The organism is Haladaptatus sp. T7, from assembly GCF_026008575.1.
GTDB lineage: Archaea > Halobacteriota > Halobacteria > Halobacteriales > Haladaptataceae > Haladaptatus > Haladaptatus paucihalophilus.
On sequence record NZ_BROP01000003.1, the window covers coordinates 196392 to 213390 of the forward strand.

A 16999-nucleotide genomic window follows, 5' to 3' on the forward strand; every position below is an offset into this window, starting at 1 on the left:
CACCGAATAGAAGTACATACAACAGTTGTCTTCGATACGTCTACAAAGGATATATCGATGGAAAGGGCTGACAAATCGGTATGAGACAGCACGTAGAAACCGGTCTCTATGCGGGGTTTTTGTTTGCCGTTCTCGGATTCGTTGCATGGATGAGCGGTGAGCCGTTTATTTTCCCGAGCCTTGGCCCATCTGCATTCGTGCTGGCGTTCGAGCGCCGGAGAGACCGACGACAGGTGTATCGGATTGTCGGGGGGCATCTCATCGGCGGTGTCGCCGGATTTGTTGCGTTTCATTTGCTTGGAGATGGTGCAGCGATCACAGCACTGCCCCCCGCCCGCTCAGCTGAAGAATTTCACCTCGTTGCGAGTGCAGTCGTCTCGATTGTTCTCACTAGTTGGGCGATGATTGCAACCGACATGATTCACGCTCCCGCCTGCGCAACGACGCTTATCGTCTCCCTTGGATTACTCTCGACCCCGACTCAAGTTGTGATTATCGTTGTGAGTATCGTTCTCCTCGTAGCGTCGGATACTGCTGTACTGTTTCTGTTTAAACGAGTAGTTGGTAGACCACATCCAATCTATTCCGGTGAATAAGCTACCCTCCCTACTGCTCGCCCGGCGAACCACGCTTTAGCGGCGAGCAAATACGGTGTTGGAGCGCTTTCCGAAATCGTTCGAAAAATCGGATTGTTCGTTACCGCACCGAATCCAACATCAGTTTCTGCTCGACGCGTTTGACTTCGTGTTGCACGTCGCGCACGGCGTCGATGTTCGCCGAGATAGACGACACGCCGCGGTTGACGAGGAAGCGAACCATCTCCGGTTTCGACCCGGCCTGCCCGCAGATGCTCGTGTTGATGTCGTGTTCGCGGCAGCAGTCGATGGTTTGGCCGATGAGTTCGAGGACGGCGGGGTGGAGTTCGTCGAACCGGTTGGCGACGTTCTCGTTGTTGCGGTCCACCGCGAGGGTGTACTGGGTGAGGTCGTTGGTGCCGAAACTGGCGAATTTGATGCCCGCTTGTGCCATCTCCTCGATTTGGAGCGCGCTCGCGGGCGTCTCTATCATCACGCCCCACGAGCGTTTGTCGGGGTCGATGCCCGATTCGGCCATCAGCCGACGGGCGCGGAGGACGTCCTCCGCGTCGTTGACGAGCGGGAACATGATCTGTACGTTGTCGTAGCCCATGTCGTACAGCTCGCTGAAGGCGTCGAGTTCGTGCTGGAAGACGCCGGGCTTGTCGAGGCTCCGGCGGATGCCGCGCCAGCCGAGCATCGGGTTGTGCTCGTTCGGCTCGTTCTCGCCCCCTTGGAGCTGTTGGAACTCGTCGGTCGGCGCGTCGAGCGTGCGAACGCGGACGGGTCGGGGGTAGAACTCCTCGGCGACGCCGCGGATTCCCTCCACGATTTCGTCCACGTAGGCGTCCACGCCGTGGTCCTCTATGTAGCGTTCGGGCGTCTTGTTGGTCGAGAGGATCATGTGCTCCATTCGGAGCAGGCCGACGCCGTCGGCTCCCGTGGCGGCGGCGCGTTCCGCGGCCTCCGGGATGGAGACGTTCACCTTGACCTCCGTCGCGGTCATCGGTTTGACGGGGGTCTTCGGTCGCGCCTCCTCGATGGGCTCGCGCTCCGTCTCTCGCTCGGGCTTGCCCTCACGGATGGTTCCCTTGTCGCCGTCCAACGTGACGACTTGCCCGTCTTCGAGGGAATCGGTGGCGTTGCTACAGCCGACGACGGCCGGGACGCCGAGTTCGCGCGAGACGATGGCGGCGTGGCTGGTCATGCCACCTTCGTCCGTGATGATGCCCGCCGCGCGCTTCATCGCGGGCACCATGTCGGGCGTCGTCATCTCGGTGACGATGATGTCGCCCTCGCGCACCTTGTCGAGTTGGTCGAGTTTCGTGACGAGTCGGACCGCGCCGCTCGCGATACCGGGGCTGGCCCCGAGTCCGTCGACGAGGATTTCGTGCCCGCTCGCGCCGACCGCTCCGGCCGCGCCGCTGCCGTCGGCGACGCCTTCGGACGACTCGGCCTCGATGGTGCCGTTGTCGCTGATGGTGGTTATCGGACGCGACTGGAGCATGAAGACCTCTCCGTCCACGATAGCCCACTCCACGTCCTGTGGGGTTTCGTAGTGGCTCTCGACCTCCTCGCCGAGTTCGATGAGCCGGTCGATGTCGGCCTCCGAGAGGACGCGTGCGTTCCGTTTATCGTCGGGAACGCTTCGTTCGACCGTCTCGCCGGTGTCCTGGTCTTTCACGTGCATCACCTTCTTGTCGGCGATGGTGACGTCCTCGGCCGCACCGGTTTCGCGGTCGATGACGTAGTTGTCGGGCGACACGGACCCGGAAACGACCGCCTCGCCGAGCCCCCACGCGGCCTCGATGATTATCTTCGGCTCGCCGGTCGAGGGGTGGCTGGTGAACATGACGCCGCTCTTTTCGGCGTCCACCATGCGCTGGACGACGACGGCGATGTCCACTTTCCTGTGGTCGAAGTCCTTCTCCTGTCGGTAGTAGATAGCGCGCTGGGTGAACAGCGACGCCCAACACTCCTTCACTCGCTCGACGAGATCGTCGCGCGTGATGTTGAGGAACGTCTCCTGTTGTCCCGCGAAGGACGCGTCCGGGAGGTCTTCGGCCGTCGCGGAGGAGCGGACGGCGACGAACGCCTTCCCGTCATCTAGATTATCGTAGGCGGCGAGGATACCCTCGCGCATGTCTTCAGGAATGTCGGTACCGAGAATGAGCTCTTCCGCCCGCGACTCGGCCTCCGCCAGTGCCGCGGAATCCTCGGTGTCGACGTCAGCGGCCTCGAACAGCTCTTCTGCGATACCGGTTTCTTCGATGAACCGTCGATAGGTTTCGGCGGTCACGACGAATCCCGGCGGGACAGGGAGGTTCGCACCGGTGAGTTCACCGAGCGAGGCCCCCTTGCCACCGACCAGTTCGAGGTCGTTTGCACTGATTTCGTCCAGCCAGAGTACAACCATTGCGTATGGGGGGAAACAAGCAGGTACATAAAGAATGTTCCGACCAGTTCGTCGTGGAAAAGTAACTCAGAACCGAATATACTCTGGAATCGCCACCAGGACGCCGGGGGCGATTTTCGTCATTCTACGAACAGGGGAAGTAGCTCATCGACGTCGGCGCACGGACGGATTACGAGGGTCGTTCTGTCGTAATCGATGAACCCGTAGTCCGCCAGCTTGGGAAGATGGTGGTGATGAAGCATCGACCGGACGAGGGTTTCGTCCGTACCAGTCAATCGAGACGAAACGTGCGCTCCGAGTTCGTCCAACTTGATGGTGTCGGCGTCGCACTCGTGAAGGAACGATAGGACAGTTCGACGTTCCGGGCGTTGCAAAGCGTCGAAGACGTTCGACAGGTCGCGCGTGCTTGGTACGGCTGTAGAAATTCCGGTTTCGGTTGGCGTCTCGCTGTTAGTCATGGCTTCTCCGACCACCCGGACAGCACGACGGACTGGATAAATGGACGTGTAGAACCGTCCGGATTGGCACACCATAGAAGATGTCGATTATACATAAATAACTTTCTGTGCCTCTGTATAACTTACAGCAATGATTTGCGGGCCGATGCGTTGAGGGTCGTTCGAATCGTGGCTTCGGCGATGAAAGCGCGCACACGCGACGGCGAACGAATCGAGTGCGACGAATTCGAGGAAGGGAACGAGGGAATCGTCCTCCGGGGACGCCACGCGGGCGTCGTCGGATACGTCCCGTACGACATGCTGGCGTCCGTGACGCGAACCCGGACGCCCGTAGATTCGACCAGTTTGGCGAGCGTCGGCTACGACCCGGAGGAGGAGACGCTCGAAATCGAGTTCCACAGCGGCGGCGTGTATCGGTACGCCGACGTTCCCCAATCGGTGTATCAGGAACTCCTGAGCGCCCGCTCACACGGGTCGTACTTTCACGAAAATATTCGGGGAGCGTACGACTATCGTCGGATTCGATAACGTCGTTCGCGTCCGTCGTCAGCACTCGATGATGTCGTCGTCCGCCGCGTCGGGGGCGACCAAACTGCCGTCCAGCGCGGTCGTCGCCCGACCCCCGACTCGCACGCCGGTTTCATTATCGACCCGCACGCGCACGTAGCCCGGTCGGTCAACGAAGTGACCCTGCTCCAAGCGGAGTTCGTCCGGGAAATTCCCGGATTCGCCCTCGTTGTCGAACGCGTCGTACGCGTCCAGATACGCCGCGACCGACCCGCTCGCCGTGCCCGTCACCGGGTCCTCCGGAATCCCCACCGCGGGGGCGAACATCCGCCCGTGGAGCGTCGAGCCCGCCTCGATGGCGTCGAACGTGAAGACGTAGACGCCGAGCGCGCCGACCTCGTTCCCGATTTCCTCGATGGCCTCCATGTCAGGGTCCGCGCCGCCGACGTGTTCGAGGAAGTTGACGGGGACGATGAGAATGGGAAGTCCCGTCGAGGAAACCGCCAGCGGGAGGTCCTCGCCCACGTCGCGGAGCGCCGCCGGGTCGATGCCGAGCGCCTCGCCCACCCGCTCGTACTCGACATCGACGGGTTCGACGTCGGGGTCGTCTTGGGTCATCCAGACGGTGCCGTCCGTTTCCACCTCGATGTCCAGCACGCCGACGTTCGTTTCGAGCGCGTGCGTTCCCGGTTCGATGCGGTCGTCTTCGAGCAGGTGGACGTGCGAGGCGACCGTCGCGTGTCCGCAGAGGTCGATTTCGGTGGTGGGCGTGAAGTACCGAACCCGGCGGTCCGCGTCCTCGCTTTCGACAAAAAAGGCCGTCTCGCTCACCGAGAGTTCGCGGGCGATGGCCTGCATCTGGTCGGCCGTCAAATCGTCGGCGTCGGGAACCACACCGGCGGCGTTTCCGGCCAGCGGTTCGTCCGTGAACGCGTCCACGAGCAGCGTTCGACAGGTTTGCATACCGGGGCATGGTCCGACGGGGTGTTTAAGCCTCGGTTCTCGATACCCGCGGGATGGTTGAATTGGATTCCCCGTTGTCCATTCTAACCACGGTCAAACCGAGTCCGTAATCGGTTCTCCCTCGTCCTCGATATCACTCCGTGATTCTCCTGCCACACTACATTTCTCACTATCGGTGGAGGAGGAATAAGAAACACCCATTACATTCGGTTCGTAATCAGTAGCGGCGGGAAGCATGTCTGCTTTCGCTTTTCAGAGGGCAGTAAACTTGGACCACTTGTACATGAAAGTAGATTGGTTGAAGCCCATTTGTACCACTGCTTCATGTTGCACTAAGCAGACGTGGACACACCCAGTCTCGAGTGAAATACAGTAGAGGCGACAGTCATTGACTCCCCCTAATGGCTATGAAGTGCCCGATGACAATAGAGATAACAACCATCTATCTCTTTGGTGGTGATTCCGAACCAGACCTTTAGGTGACTGGCGTGCATAGGTGTCTTTGACGGAGAAGCAAGAACATACTGTGTATCTGTTTCCAGGCGGCGGAAACAAACCTTTCAGAAACAGTCTGGCTGTTTCACATCCCATGTGTGGGTACATTCTAGAGTTAGTACTTCTCGCACCCACACCATGACCGAACACCCCCCTTCCGACGACGAGCACAAGCAGACAGACGATGCGGCCTACCAAACAGAGTTTGATCCGAGAACGGATAATGTTAGTGAAGAGTTGATTAAGGCTGTTGCAACACTGAACGATGCTGATCCCACCGAACTCGCACTCCTCTCGGAGTTTGTTGATCCCGAAGCACTCGATGCGCTCTTCGGACCACGGGCTGCAGGTGAACCGCGTGAAACAAATGGGCATGTGCTGTTCAATTATGATACGTACCACGTCAGAATCGACAGCAGCGGGCAGATTACGGTTCACCAGTCAGACTCAGAGTTGGACAACGACCACTCGCCAGAGGAAGGACCCGAGTAGATTCAGTCTGTGTCCGCTTCGTCCGTAGTAAAGTGGATCTCGGTTGGTCGGAGTGGTGTGTCGGTCAGCTGTTCAAGGAGCTCATCGTCGATATCTCGTATTGTGCCTGTAATGTCGAAAGCAATGATTTTTTTTTTCAACACCAACGTCGAGCGTGTCGAGCTCGATATTGGGCTGCTCGTCCAAACGAACGACAAACTCTGCCATACGCTAGCAAACAGAGTGTGCTGGTAAATGGATACCGATCGGTGTCACTACCGCGAGGATTCCGAATGAGAGCATCCACGCCGCTCAGAGAGTGAAAAGGAGTCTCATCGAGGTGTAGACCACCGATGAGAGTGCACTCGTATTCACACTCATTGGCGAGATATCCCCGAGCATGGTTGACTGTCGGTGACTCCGCTTTCTCAGGAGCTCTCAAGCAGTGTTGCTTGAACATCACCAGTTCCTGTGACAACGACTTGGCAGCCGCTATACTCGAAAATAACACGGCCGCTGGCTCGGAGCGTTCCGTCGGTCAATGGGTCGAATAGCAAATCAAGGGCTTCCGGGTCGATTACCTCGTATAGCGGTCTGAGATCGCTGGGGTTCACTTTTTTCTCGGCGGCGACGTGCCTGACGATCGTTGTCGACAAGGATACGGTGGCACCGCCGTCGGAGAGTGTTGGCCGTGCAGGCTGGGTCGTATACGATGGTAAATCAGTTGAATGTGACTTACCAGATTCTACTGCCGCTTATACTGCCCACAGGAAGTCAATCACCCAAATTGGCCAAATTCAAGAAATCAACCTTACCACCGTCGCACGTTCCACTTCGGTTATCAAACCAATCACGCACCTTATGACGCGCTGAAATCCCAGAAAACAAACTACTCTTCTCCAAATCGTTCGGAATAGCCGAATCCGATATTGTAATCCATGACATATGAGATTATTTTAAAAGATTCCCACAACTCAGTAAGTTGATCTATGGAACGAAATACGCTCGCCTCCGCCCTCCTCGCGTACACCGTCATTACGCGGGTGTAACGGTCGTCCCGCTCGCGTATTTCTATGGCAAAGCTATCGGCCTGCTGCTAATCGTGTCCCTATTCTCCTTTCTCCATGCGCGGACTGGAAGCGGTGGCAGTGTGGTCACTGTCACCCAGGAACTGAAACAACAAAAGCGAAACCCAACTCGACTCGAATGCCGTTACGACGATTGAACGACGTAGCCGCCGGTGACGCGCAAATCGAAGGTATCCGACGAGGAGTCGGGAACCTCGACGGACAAGGACACGTCGCGGGCGAAGGCTCCGTCGCGCTCGTGCTCGTCGGTCAACTCGAACGTGGTTCGGTTCCCCTGCACGGAGAGCCATCCGGTTCCGACGGCGGTGCCGGACACCTCGGCGATCGCTTTCACCTGCTTACCGGAACCGGTCGCGTCGGACACGGAGAACGACTCCAAGGACAGTTCCGGGCCGTCGGTCGAAACCGTGACCGTGGTGTCGAACGTCTCGCGGTAGGTAACCGACCCATCGTCGCCTCCGCCCGTACCGCCACGGCCGCCGTCACCGTCTCCGCCACGACCACCATCATCGCCGCCGCGTCCGCCACCGCTTCCACCGCCACCGCTCCCGCCCTCGCCGGGTTCCTCGGTCAGCAGTTCGACGCCGAGTTCCGACTCGACGGCCGCGATTTTGGAGAAGATGGTCTGGCGCGAGGACCCGGCGAAGAGCAGGCCGACGAGTTCGCCGGTCGAATCGAGGAAGACGGGCGACCCGCTGTCGCCGCCCTTCGACATCGGTCCCGCAATGAGTTGGTCGCGGAGTTTGATGGTGCCCGCGTCGCCGTAGTTCACGCGGACGCTCGCCCCGGTCGCCTTCACGTCGCCGCTCGTAACGCCGGTGGTGCGGCCCGTCTTCGTCACCGTCTGACCCTTGAGCGAGCGGTAGTCCTCGCGGCGGACGCTCGTCGGCCACGAGTCGTCCAACTTGTAGTACTCGGGCGATTCCCGCTCGGGGTCGACGGAGCGCGCCGCGACGTCCACCAGCGCGCCGTCGTCGATGGTGACGTAGCCGCGCAGTTCGCCGGTCTTGTCGTCGGGCATGCTCCCGCCGTCCCTCGGCGATGGCTGGATGACCGGTTCGCCGAACTCGCCCTCGTTCACCCGGGCGTAGACGTGATTGTTCGAGAGGCGAACGACGTCGCCCTCGGAGACCGACTCGGCCCAGTTCGCGGCGTCGGTGTCGGTCACGCGGGCGGGATACGGCCCGGCGGTCGCGGCCGTCGATTTCGCGTTGATTTCGCTGATACCGCCGACGACCGGTCGATGGCGGTCGTGGCGGCCCGCCTCGGCATCGGGGAGGGGTTCGAGAAAGGCGAGCGCGTCGAACCCGTCGCGTTCGTCGCCGTAGCCCGCGTCTTCGACGCGGACGGTAACGCCGGAGACGCGCTTTTTCACGTTGTCCTCGTCGTCGAGTTCCGCGTCCGGGAGCTTTTGCGAGACGAAGACCGTGAGCGTGTTCGTTTCCTCGTCGTAATCGACGCCGAGGACGTTCTTGCAGTCGAGGAGGTGTTCGAATTCTTGTGTGTGCGTCATGGTTTGGGGGCGTCAGGACAGGTCCGTCTCCAGTCGTTTCACTGCCTGATTCGATGATATTAAGGAGCGAATCGTAATATAGTTGATGGCGCTGGCGTGGTGGCGTTTCCACGGGGAACGACCGACCATCGCGGACGGGAACCACTACGCGACGGCGCGTTCCCTCCGTCATCTCCAAACCGGCGAATACACTCCGCAGTGAGCATTTCTCGGAGTTCGACGACGCGTGCAACTGGGGGTACGCGACCACCTGTAAACCGTTAAGTGTGCCGACGCGCGACGTTCGGATAGAATGAGCGATATCCCGGACGATTTCAAATGTACCATCACCAACTGGGATTACATCTACAGTCTCTGCCGCGACGTGAGCGAGCAGGTGAAAACTTCCGAATTCGAACCGGACGTCATCGTGGCGCTCGCACGCGGCGGCTGGTTCGCCGGGCGATGTATCTGTGATTTCCTCGGCTTGGACGACCTGACGAGCCTCAAGATGGAACACTACGTCGGGGCGGCCCAGAAGTCGAGCGAACCCGAAGTCCGCTACCCCATGCCCGAGGGGAGCGTCGAGGGCAAGGACGTGCTCATCATCGACGACATCGCGGATACGGGCGGGTCCATCAAGCACGCCGCGGAGTACGTCGAGGACCGCGACGCGGGCGAAATCCGAACCGCCACCCTCCAACTGCTCCAGACGAGCGAGTTCGACCCCGACTACATCGGCGAGCGACTGGAGGAGTGGGCGTGGATAGTCTACCCGTGGAACTTCATCGAGGACATGATAGACATCACCAGCGGCGCGCTGGACCGAGCCGACGACGAGGTGTTCACGAAGGACGACATCCGACACTACCTCAACGAGTACCACGACGTGGAGCGAATCCAGATGGAGATCGCCCAACCGGACCGCCTGAGCGAAGTCCTCGAAGAGATGGTTCGGCGAGACGTCCTCGCCCGCGAGGACGACGGCTGGCGACTGCTGGAGAACTCGACCGGCGTGCAGTAGAAACCGTGGACACCATCGACGCGCTCGCGGAAGCGTTCGCGCTGAAGGACGAACGCCGAACCGGGTGGCAACTCCGGGAGGTTTCTGACCCCGAGTCGGTCGCGGGACACACGTGGGGCGTCGCGTTGCTCTGCTTGCAGTACGGAAACGAAGCCGACATCGACACCGACAGAGCGCTCCGCATGGCGCTCGTCCACGACCTCGCGGAGGCGAAAACGGGGGACGTTGCGACGCGCGTGGACGACGCCGACCAGCGGGTTTCAGCGGCGGAAAAAGACCGGCGGGAACGCGAAGCCATGGCCGACCTCGCACCCGCGCTGGACCCCGAAATCCGCGACCTGTGGGAGGAGTACGAAGCCCGCGAGACCCCCGAGTCCGTCTTCGTCAAGGACATGGACCTGGTGGACATGTGCCTGCAAGCGCTCGTCTACGAGCGCGAAGCGCGGTACGACGGCGAGCGGGAGAACGACCGGTTCGACGAGTACGAGGATTTGGACGAATTCTTCGCCACGGCGGAGCCGCGACTCCGAACCGCGATCGGCAAGGAACTGTTCGAGGAAATCGAGACGCGCTACGAGGCCGTTCGGGACGGGACGGACGAATAAGCGGTCCGCAGCCGAGAGGTCCGTTCCCGAGCCAAGAGCGGGGACGATACGGAAGGTCTCCGATATCGCATTTCGGGTCGTATGTCGCGGTATCGTGCGGCACGGACGGGCGAAAAAGGCTCCGAATCCCCGTCCGAACCGAACCCGTGTCGTTTAGGTGGACACCGGGACGAGTACCCGTCATGATAGGCTTCATCGGCGGAAGCGGCATCTACGACGCACTGCCACTCGAAAACACCCGCGAGGAGAACGTGACGACGCCCTTCGGCGAACCCAGCGCGCCCGTCACCATCGGCGAACTCGCCGGGAAGGAAGTCGCCTTCCTGCCCCGCCACGGTCCGAAACACCAGAAGACGCCGACGGAAGCGCCGTATCGGGCGAACATTCACGCGCTGAAGCAACTCGGCGTGGAGCGGATTCTGGCGAGCAACGCGGTCGGTAGCCTCCGCGAGGAACTGCCGCCGCAGACGCTCGTGATTCCCGACCAGATCTTCGACCGGACGAAACACCGAACCCCGACGTTCTTCGGCGACGGCATGGTCGTCCACATGCCCTTCGCGGACCCGTACTGCCCGCACATGGTCTCTCACCTCTCGGAGGCCAGCGGCGAGGCGACCGACGCGGACCACCACTCGGGCGGCACCTACGTCTGTATCGAGGGCCCGCAGTACTCGACCCGCGCGGAGAGCGAGTTCTACCGCGCACAGGGCTTCGAAATCATCGGCATGACTGCTATCCCGGAGGCGAAACTCGCCCGAGAGGCCGAAATGTGCTACGCGACGGTGGCGGGCGTCACGGACTACGACGTGTGGAAGGAGGACAGCGAGGTGACGTTGGAGGAAGTGCTCGACAACGCCGCGAAGAACGAGGACGCCATCAAGGAGGTCGTCGAGCACGCGATTCGAACCATGCCCGACGAGCGCGAGTGCGACTGTGACCACGCGCTCGAAGGCACCATCAACACCCCGACGGAAGCGATTCCCGAAGAGACGCGCGAGGAAGTCGACCTGCTCGCGGGCGAGTACCTCTGAATCCGAGCCGAACTCGGTAACGAAACCGACGTAGGAAAACGACGAGCTTTTCCAGCGGCCCAGTCCGGTCTTCGACCGTCCCCAGGGTCCCGGACAGGTGGAACGTCCCCAGGGTCCTGGTCGGTGGAACGGTTTAACTTCGACGGCGAACGCAGGGGACCTATGGACGAGAACACGCTCACGATGACGCCGGGGCCGACCGCCGTCCCCGAGGACGTTCGAGAAGCGATGGCGCAACCGGCAATGAACCCCGACGTGAATCCCGAGTTCGAATCGTACTATGAAACCCTCCTCGACAAACTGGCGCGGGTGTACGGAACGGACGACGAGATGGTCGTCCTCGGCGGCGAGGGAATCCTCGGACTGGAAACCGCGGTCGATTCGCTGGTCGCGCCGGGCGACGACGTGCTCTGTCTCGCCAACGGGGTGTACGGCGACGGCTTCGCGGACTTCGTGGAGATGGCGGGCGGCACCCCGGTGGTCCACGAGGGCGACTACAGGGACGCATTCGACCCGGACGAGGTGGCCGCACGCGTCGAATCGGGCGACTTCGACGCCGCCACGATGGTCCACTGTGAGACGCCGACCGGTCTGCTGAACGAGTTCGACGAGATTCTGGCGACGTTGCAGGAGGCGGGGATTCTAACCATCGTGGACGCCGTGTCGTCGCTCGGCGGCACCGAAGTCCCGGTCGAGAACATCGACGTGTGTCTCGGAGCCTCGCAGAAATGTTTCAGTTCGCCGCCCGGCCTGACCACCATATCCGTCAGCGATGCGGCGTGGGAGAAGGTCGAGGAAACCGATCAGAACGGCTTCTACACCAGTCTGGAACCGTGGCAGGACGCCGACTACTCGTTCCTGCCGTACACGCACCTCGTGTCGAACCTGTACGCCCTGGAGGCGTCGCTGGACCGGATTCTCGACGAAGGTCGGGAGAGCGCGTTCGCGCGCCACGAAACGGCGGCCGAACGCTGCCGGGAGCGCGGCGAGGAACTCGGACTCGAACCGTTCCCCGGAACGGAGTCGCTCTGCTCGCCCACCGTCACGGCCTTCGAGATCGAGGGACGTGCGGAGGAGATACAGGAGCGATTGTACGAGGACCACGACGTCCTCGTCGCCACCGGACTCGGTGAGATGGCATCGGACCTCCTCCGAGTCGGTCACATGGGCTACAGCGCCGACGAAACGCGCGTCGAGAAGACGATGGACGCGCTCGAATCGGTGCTCGATTAATCAGCGAGGAGTTCCGGCGGTTCCGCGTCGTCCGTCTCGCGGGCGTCCTGCACCCAGAGGTCGCCGAACAGGTCGTCTTGTTCGAGCACGAGCGTTCCTCTATGGGCAAGAAACAGTAGAGCGAGGTACGTCATGACCCGCGTCGAACCGACCGTTTCGATTTCGGCGTAGAGCACTTCCGTTCTCCCCGCTTCGTACTGTTCGACCAGCGCACCCCGCACGTCGTCGATGACCGTCTCGATGTCCTCGTCGTGGGTCGTGCCCGTCACCTCCGACTCCGTGGGTTCGTCGTCGAAGCGCATGTCGTCGCCCGAGTGGTAATCGAGCGTCTGGGTTCCGCGCTGGAACCCCTGCGGCGACCCGCTCGTGTCGTAGGTCCGCGACTCCTTCCACCAGGACCCGCGTTCGCGCTCCCGGAGTTCGCGGACGAGTTCGTCCAGCGTCTCAGGCTTGCCACGGGCACTTTTCCGGTCGAGTCGTCGCTCCATCTCGTCTTCGAGTGACGCGACCGGATCGAACCCGTCCGTCTCGTCCATCGACATCGGCGCTTCCCACGGTTCGAGTTCCGCTTCCTCCTCCGGTTCGTCCTCCGAGAGGAGCGCGTCGCTCTTCATCCGAAGGAGTACGCTGGCGTAAAACAGCGCCCGTCCCGAAGTTCTGAGGTCGGTGCCGTCCAACCGGTCGAGGAACTTGTCCGTCACGTCCACGATGTCGATGTCCCACGGCTCGATTTCGCCCTCCTCCGCGAGCTGCACGAGCAGTTCGACCGGTTCCACCTCGTCGTCCGACTCCTCCGTCGGCAGGTCGGAGAGGAGGTCCGACTCCCCCCGCTCCCGGTCTTCGTGACCGGCGATATCGAGCGGTATGTCGTCGTCTCGCGGCTCCGCCGCTCGACTGTCCGCGGAACGGATTTCCGCGCTACTCGCGTTCCGATTTTCCTTCGGAGAATCGCTACTCGCGGCTTCGCCAGACTCCGTCTGGCTGACTGCCGAGCGTTGCTCGGCAACTTCGCCGTTCGCTTCTGGAGATTCCTCCGGAATCTCCTCAGTCATCCGCGGGCACCTCCTGCTCCCCGTCCAACCGGATACCAGTCACGCTGCTCACGTTGTCCCCCTGCATCGTCACGCCGATGGCCCGCTCCGAACGGTCGAGCATCGCGGAGCGATGCGAGACGACGACGAACTGTGCGTCGCCCGCCAGTTCGTGCACCATCTCACCGACGCGTTCGGCGTTCACGGCGTCGAGGAAGGCGTCCACCTCGTCCAGCGCGTAGAACGGCGCGGGGTTGTAGCGCTGGATGGCGAAAATGAACGCGAGCGCGGTCAGCGACTTTTCGCCCCCGCTCATGGCGTCGAGACGCTGGACGGGTTTGTCCGCCGGTTGCGCCTTCATCGTCAGGCCGCCGTCGAAGGGGTCGTCGTCGTTTTCGAGGAACAACTCGCCCGACCCGGCCGACAGGCGAGTGAAGATATCCTGAAAGTGCGCGTCGATGGCGTCGAAAGCCTCCATGAACGTCTCCTTCTTCTGTGATTCGTAGGAGTCGATACGCTCGCGGATGCCGTCGCGCTCTTCCACCAACGTCGCTTTTCGGTCCTTCAGGTCGTCCAACTGCTCGTCCACCTCGTCGTACTCGTCGATGGCGAGCATGTTGACGGGTTCGAGCGCCTCCATCTGTCGAGTGAGTCGGTCGATGTTTTCCTGCACTTCATCGTGGTCCGGCACGTCCTCGGGGTCGTACTCGCCGACCTCCTCCCGGAGTTCGGACACCTCCTCTTCGAGACGACTCGCGCTCCGCTGCAGGCTTTCGAGGCGGTTCTCGACGCCCTCGACCTTCGACTGCTGGGCGTCGCGTTTCGACTTCGCCTCCTGTAGTTCCTCCTTCAACTCGGCGCGTTCGTCCTTGAGTTCGGTCAGTTCCTCTTCGAGTTCCGATACCGCCTCGCGCTTTTCTTCGAGGATTTCCTCTCGCTCCTCGATGTCCGATTCGAGTTCCGAAATCAGCTCTTCCTGCTCGGCTTTTCGGTTCTGTGCGGACTCCACCTCGTCGTGGAGGTCGTCGATGGCGTCCTCGGCGTACTGCTTTTCGAGTTGCAGTTCGTTGAGTTTGCCGTCGAGCGAATCCATTCGGTCCGAAAGCGCGTCGATTTCTTCGTTCACCTCGTCGGCCTCGCTCGTCAACTCGGGAATCTTCGAATCCGCGAGTTCGCTTTCGAGGTCCGCGATGTCCTCCTCGATGGACGCGATGGTTTCGTCGTGGGCCGACACCTCGGCGTCGAGTTCCTCCATCCGCTCGGTGACCGACTCGCGTTCGTCCTGTAGCTCCTCGATTTCGTCCTGGAGCGACCCGATGCGCTCCTCGATGGATTCGAGTTCGGACTCCTTCCGTTCGATGTCGTTCTCGATGCTTCGAACTTGGTCCGTCGCGTCGGTCTGCCGGTCGCGGGCGTCGTCCAACCGCTCTTCGACGCCGTTGATGGACTGTCGAATCGACTGGCGTTCGTCCTCCAACTCGTTGATCTGGCGCGCCACGCGCTCGATTTTCCCCTTGCCGGAGGCAGAAAACGAGTAGCGCGACCCGCTGGTCGAACCGCCGGTCATCGCCCCGCTCTTCTCCACGAGTTCGCCCGAGAGCGTCACGAGGCGGAAGTCGCCCATCAACTCGCGGGCCGTCTCCATGTCCTCCACGACGAGCGTGTCGCCGACGACGTAGGAGAAAACCGAGGCGTACTCCGAATCGAAGTCGATGAGATTGTACGCGAAATCGACCACGCCCGGCGTGTTGGGCAGGGACGGTAGGCGGCGCTTTTGCATCTTCGTGATGGGCAGGAAGGTCGCCCGGCCCGCATTTCGCTGTTTCAAATACTCGATACAGCGCTGTCCGACGCTGTCGTCGTCCACGACGACCTGCGCCAGTCGGCCGCCCGCGGCCGTCTCGCAGGCCGTTGCGTACTGCTGGTTCACGCTTCCGAGTTGTGCCACCGCGCCGTGAACGCCGTCCACCCCGCCGTTCAGAATCGTGGAAACGGCTCGACCGAACGACGAATCGCCGCTCTCGTTGGCCCGCGCATCCAGTTTGGCGTACTCCTGCTGTTTGGACTGTATCTTCCCTTCTACCGCGTCGAGGTCCGACTGAAGTTCGGACTTTTCTTCCTTCAGATCCGACACCACGTCCTCGATTTGCGCCGCGTTTCGCTCGGCTTTCGTCAGTTCGTCGGCCAAATCGCCGAGTTCGGTTTCGAGTTCGGGAATCCGCTCGCGGGCCGACGAGAGTTCGTTTTGCTTCTCGTTCACCGCGTCCGAACGCCGCCGCGCTTCGTCCAGCAGGCGGTCTTTCTCCCGCTGGCGCTCGTTTTTCTCGCTCTTTTCGGCTTCCAGAGCGTCTTTCTTCTCGGCGAGGTCGGCTTTCACCTCGTCGTACTCGGTGTCGACGTTCTCTATCTCATCCTCGATTTCGGCGAGTTTCGCTTCCTTGGTTCCGATTTCACCCTTAACCGAGGCCTTCTCGATTTTGATGTCTCGGATGTCGCCGTCCAACTCGTCGACCGTCTCCTGTTTACGGTCGATTTCGACGAACGCCTGCCGTCGCCGGTTTTCCGCGTCCTCGATCTTCTCTTCCGCCGTCTCGATTTTGTCCTCGAGACGGGAAATTTCGCCTTTGACCTCCTCGATTTCGCTCTTGATGGCGAGCTGTTCGTCCTCGCCCTTGCGCTCGATTTCGGCGTTGAGTTCCTCCAGTTGGTCTTCGAGACGGACGACTTTTCCCTGCTTTTCGTCCAGTTCGCGCTGGAGGGAGACGAGTTCCTCCTTTCTGGCGTCGATATCCGTTCGAGTCGCGTCCAAATCCGACCGTTTCTCTTCGAGTTCGGCAGCCTTCAGATAACCTTCGTACTCCTCTTTTTCGTCGCGGAGACCCTGATATTCGAGCGCCGTCTCACGTTCGTCCCGCAACTGGTCGAGCCGGTCTTCTTTCTCCTCGATTCTCAGTTCGGCCTCCTCAACCCGGTCTTTGACCACTTCGAGTTCTTCCAAGGCGGCGTCCCGCTTCGCGTCGAACTCCGCCACACCGGCGATTTCGTCGATGATTTCGCGCCGCTCGTACGGCGTCATGTTGATGATACCGGTCACGTCGCCCTGCATGACGACGTTGTAACCTTCCGGCGTCACACCCGCCTGTGCGAGCAGGTCCTGTATGTCCGAAAGGTTGACCGAGCGGCCGTTCAGATAGTAGTACGAGTAGTAGTTGTCCTCGGTCTGTTTGACCCGGCGCTTGATGGTGATTTCGTCCACGTCACCGACGTTATCCGTCCCGGCGGCGTTGACGACCTGCGTCCGGTCGAGGGTGCCATCGCTGTTGTCCAGAACGACTTCCACGGATGCTTCGAGCGGTCCGTTGCCCGCCGCCTCGTCACCGTCGTGGCCGGGGTTGTAGATGAGGTCGGTCAGTTTCTCGGCGCGAATGCCGCGCGTTCGGGCCAATCCGAGCGCGAAGAGAACGCTATCGATGATGTTACTCTTCCCGGAGCCGTTCGGGCCGGTCACGACGGTGAAGTCCTCGTAAAACGGGATTTCGGTCTTCCGGCCGAAGCTCTTGAATTTGTCGAGGACGAGCGTTTTGATGTGCATGGATTGCTCGTGGGGTGA

Annotated in this window: 13 protein-coding genes; 7 read left to right on the top strand and 6 right to left on the bottom strand. The window is 61.1% G+C overall.

The window, feature by feature from the left end:
* Positions 1-80 precede the first annotated feature (80 nt).
* Positions 81-596 carry an HPP family protein gene (locus tag OPC11_RS10190; RefSeq protein ID WP_069452976.1) on the top strand — a complete coding sequence of 172 codons (516 nt, stop codon included), beginning with the start codon at positions 81-83 and terminating at the stop codon, positions 594-596.
* Between the two features lie 100 nt (positions 597-696).
* On the opposite strand, the gene ppsA is transcribed toward OPC11_RS10190, so the two are convergent.
* Entirely contained in the window at positions 697-2991 is a 2295-nt protein-coding gene (gene ppsA, locus OPC11_RS10195) for a pyruvate, water dikinase (protein ID WP_007979548.1), read from the bottom strand.
* Positions 2992-3110: 119 nt separating this feature from the next.
* Entirely contained in the window at positions 3111-3449 is a 339-nt protein-coding gene (locus OPC11_RS10200) for a hypothetical protein (RefSeq protein WP_264781802.1), read from the bottom strand.
* 180 nt (positions 3450-3629) lie between these two features.
* Between OPC11_RS10200 and OPC11_RS10205 the strand changes: the two genes are divergently transcribed.
* Entirely contained in the window at positions 3630-3977 is a 348-nt protein-coding gene (locus OPC11_RS10205) for a KTSC domain-containing protein (RefSeq protein ID WP_007979552.1), read from the top strand.
* A gap of 18 nt (positions 3978-3995) precedes the next feature.
* Here OPC11_RS10205 and OPC11_RS10210 read toward each other — a convergent pair whose 3' ends face one another.
* Positions 3996-4919: a PhzF family phenazine biosynthesis protein gene (locus OPC11_RS10210; RefSeq protein ID WP_264781803.1), complete on the bottom strand. Its 924-nt coding sequence runs from the start codon at positions 4917-4919 to the stop codon at positions 3996-3998.
* 633 nt (positions 4920-5552) lie between these two features.
* Here OPC11_RS10210 and OPC11_RS10215 point away from each other — a divergent pair.
* Positions 5553-5906: a HalOD1 output domain-containing protein gene (locus tag OPC11_RS10215; protein ID WP_264781804.1), complete on the top strand. Its 354-nt coding sequence runs from the start codon at positions 5553-5555 to the stop codon at positions 5904-5906.
* A 1191-nt stretch (positions 5907-7097) separates the two neighbouring features.
* On the opposite strand, the gene OPC11_RS10220 is transcribed toward OPC11_RS10215, so the two are convergent.
* Positions 7098-8486 (bottom strand): S1 family peptidase, encoded by a 1389-nt coding sequence (locus OPC11_RS10220; RefSeq protein WP_264781805.1) that lies wholly within the window; start codon positions 8484-8486, stop codon positions 7098-7100.
* A gap of 292 nt (positions 8487-8778) precedes the next feature.
* On the opposite strand from OPC11_RS10220, the gene OPC11_RS10225 reads away from it, so the two are divergent.
* The 4 genes from OPC11_RS10225 (at position 8779) to OPC11_RS10240 (ending at position 12358) form a co-directional block, all read left to right on the top strand.
* Positions 8779-9489, top strand: coding sequence for a phosphoribosyltransferase (locus tag OPC11_RS10225; RefSeq protein ID WP_069452967.1), 711 nt, complete (start codon positions 8779-8781; stop codon positions 9487-9489).
* A 5-nt stretch (positions 9490-9494) separates the two neighbouring features.
* Positions 9495-10094 (top strand): HD domain-containing protein, encoded by a 600-nt coding sequence (locus OPC11_RS10230; protein ID WP_264781806.1) that lies wholly within the window; start codon positions 9495-9497, stop codon positions 10092-10094.
* Between the two features lie 182 nt (positions 10095-10276).
* Positions 10277-11125 (top strand): S-methyl-5'-thioadenosine phosphorylase, encoded by an 849-nt coding sequence (gene mtnP / locus OPC11_RS10235; RefSeq protein ID WP_264781807.1) that lies wholly within the window; start codon positions 10277-10279, stop codon positions 11123-11125.
* A 162-nt stretch (positions 11126-11287) separates the two neighbouring features.
* The gene (locus OPC11_RS10240; RefSeq protein WP_264781808.1) at positions 11288-12358 is read left to right on the top strand and encodes an alanine--glyoxylate aminotransferase family protein; all 1071 of its coding nucleotides are present in this window, start codon (positions 11288-11290) and stop codon (positions 12356-12358) included.
* Here OPC11_RS10240 and OPC11_RS10245 read toward each other — a convergent pair.
* Together OPC11_RS10245 and smc are read right to left on the bottom strand one after the other, a co-directional pair.
* Complete coding sequence (locus OPC11_RS10245) at positions 12355-13410, bottom strand: ScpA family protein (RefSeq protein WP_264781809.1); 1056 nt, start codon at positions 13408-13410, stop codon at positions 12355-12357. The two genes, OPC11_RS10240 and OPC11_RS10245, sit on opposite strands and share 4 nt — an antisense overlap.
* A complete protein-coding gene (gene smc / locus OPC11_RS10250) occupies positions 13403-16981 on the bottom strand; it encodes a chromosome segregation protein SMC (protein WP_264781810.1) in 3579 nt (1192 codons plus the stop codon). The genes OPC11_RS10245 and smc overlap by 8 nt, the downstream gene beginning before the upstream one ends.
* Positions 16982-16999 lie beyond the last annotated feature (18 nt).

Excerpts from the sequence above, each read along its gene's own strand:
- OPC11_RS10190 (WP_069452976.1), top strand. The coding sequence starts at position 81 with ATGAGACAGCACGTAGAAACCGGTCTCTATGCGGGGTTTTTGTTTGCC.
- ppsA (WP_007979548.1), bottom strand. The coding sequence starts at position 2,991 with ATGGTTGTACTCTGGCTGGACGAAATCAGTGCAAACGACCTCGAACTG.
- OPC11_RS10200 (WP_264781802.1), bottom strand. The coding sequence starts at position 3,449 with ATGACTAACAGCGAGACGCCAACCGAAACCGGAATTTCTACAGCCGTA.
- OPC11_RS10205 (WP_007979552.1), top strand. The coding sequence starts at position 3,630 with ATGAAAGCGCGCACACGCGACGGCGAACGAATCGAGTGCGACGAATTC.
- OPC11_RS10210 (WP_264781803.1), bottom strand. The coding sequence starts at position 4,919 with ATGCAAACCTGTCGAACGCTGCTCGTGGACGCGTTCACGGACGAACCG.
- OPC11_RS10215 (WP_264781804.1), top strand. The coding sequence starts at position 5,553 with ATGACCGAACACCCCCCTTCCGACGACGAGCACAAGCAGACAGACGAT.
- OPC11_RS10220 (WP_264781805.1), bottom strand. The coding sequence starts at position 8,486 with ATGACGCACACACAAGAATTCGAACACCTCCTCGACTGCAAGAACGTC.
- OPC11_RS10225 (WP_069452967.1), top strand. The coding sequence starts at position 8,779 with ATGAGCGATATCCCGGACGATTTCAAATGTACCATCACCAACTGGGAT.
- mtnP (WP_264781807.1), top strand. The coding sequence starts at position 10,277 with ATGATAGGCTTCATCGGCGGAAGCGGCATCTACGACGCACTGCCACTC.
- OPC11_RS10240 (WP_264781808.1), top strand. The coding sequence starts at position 11,288 with ATGGACGAGAACACGCTCACGATGACGCCGGGGCCGACCGCCGTCCCC.
- OPC11_RS10245 (WP_264781809.1), bottom strand. The coding sequence starts at position 13,410 with ATGACTGAGGAGATTCCGGAGGAATCTCCAGAAGCGAACGGCGAAGTT.
- smc (WP_264781810.1), bottom strand. The coding sequence starts at position 16,981 with ATGCACATCAAAACGCTCGTCCTCGACAAATTCAAGAGCTTCGGCCGG.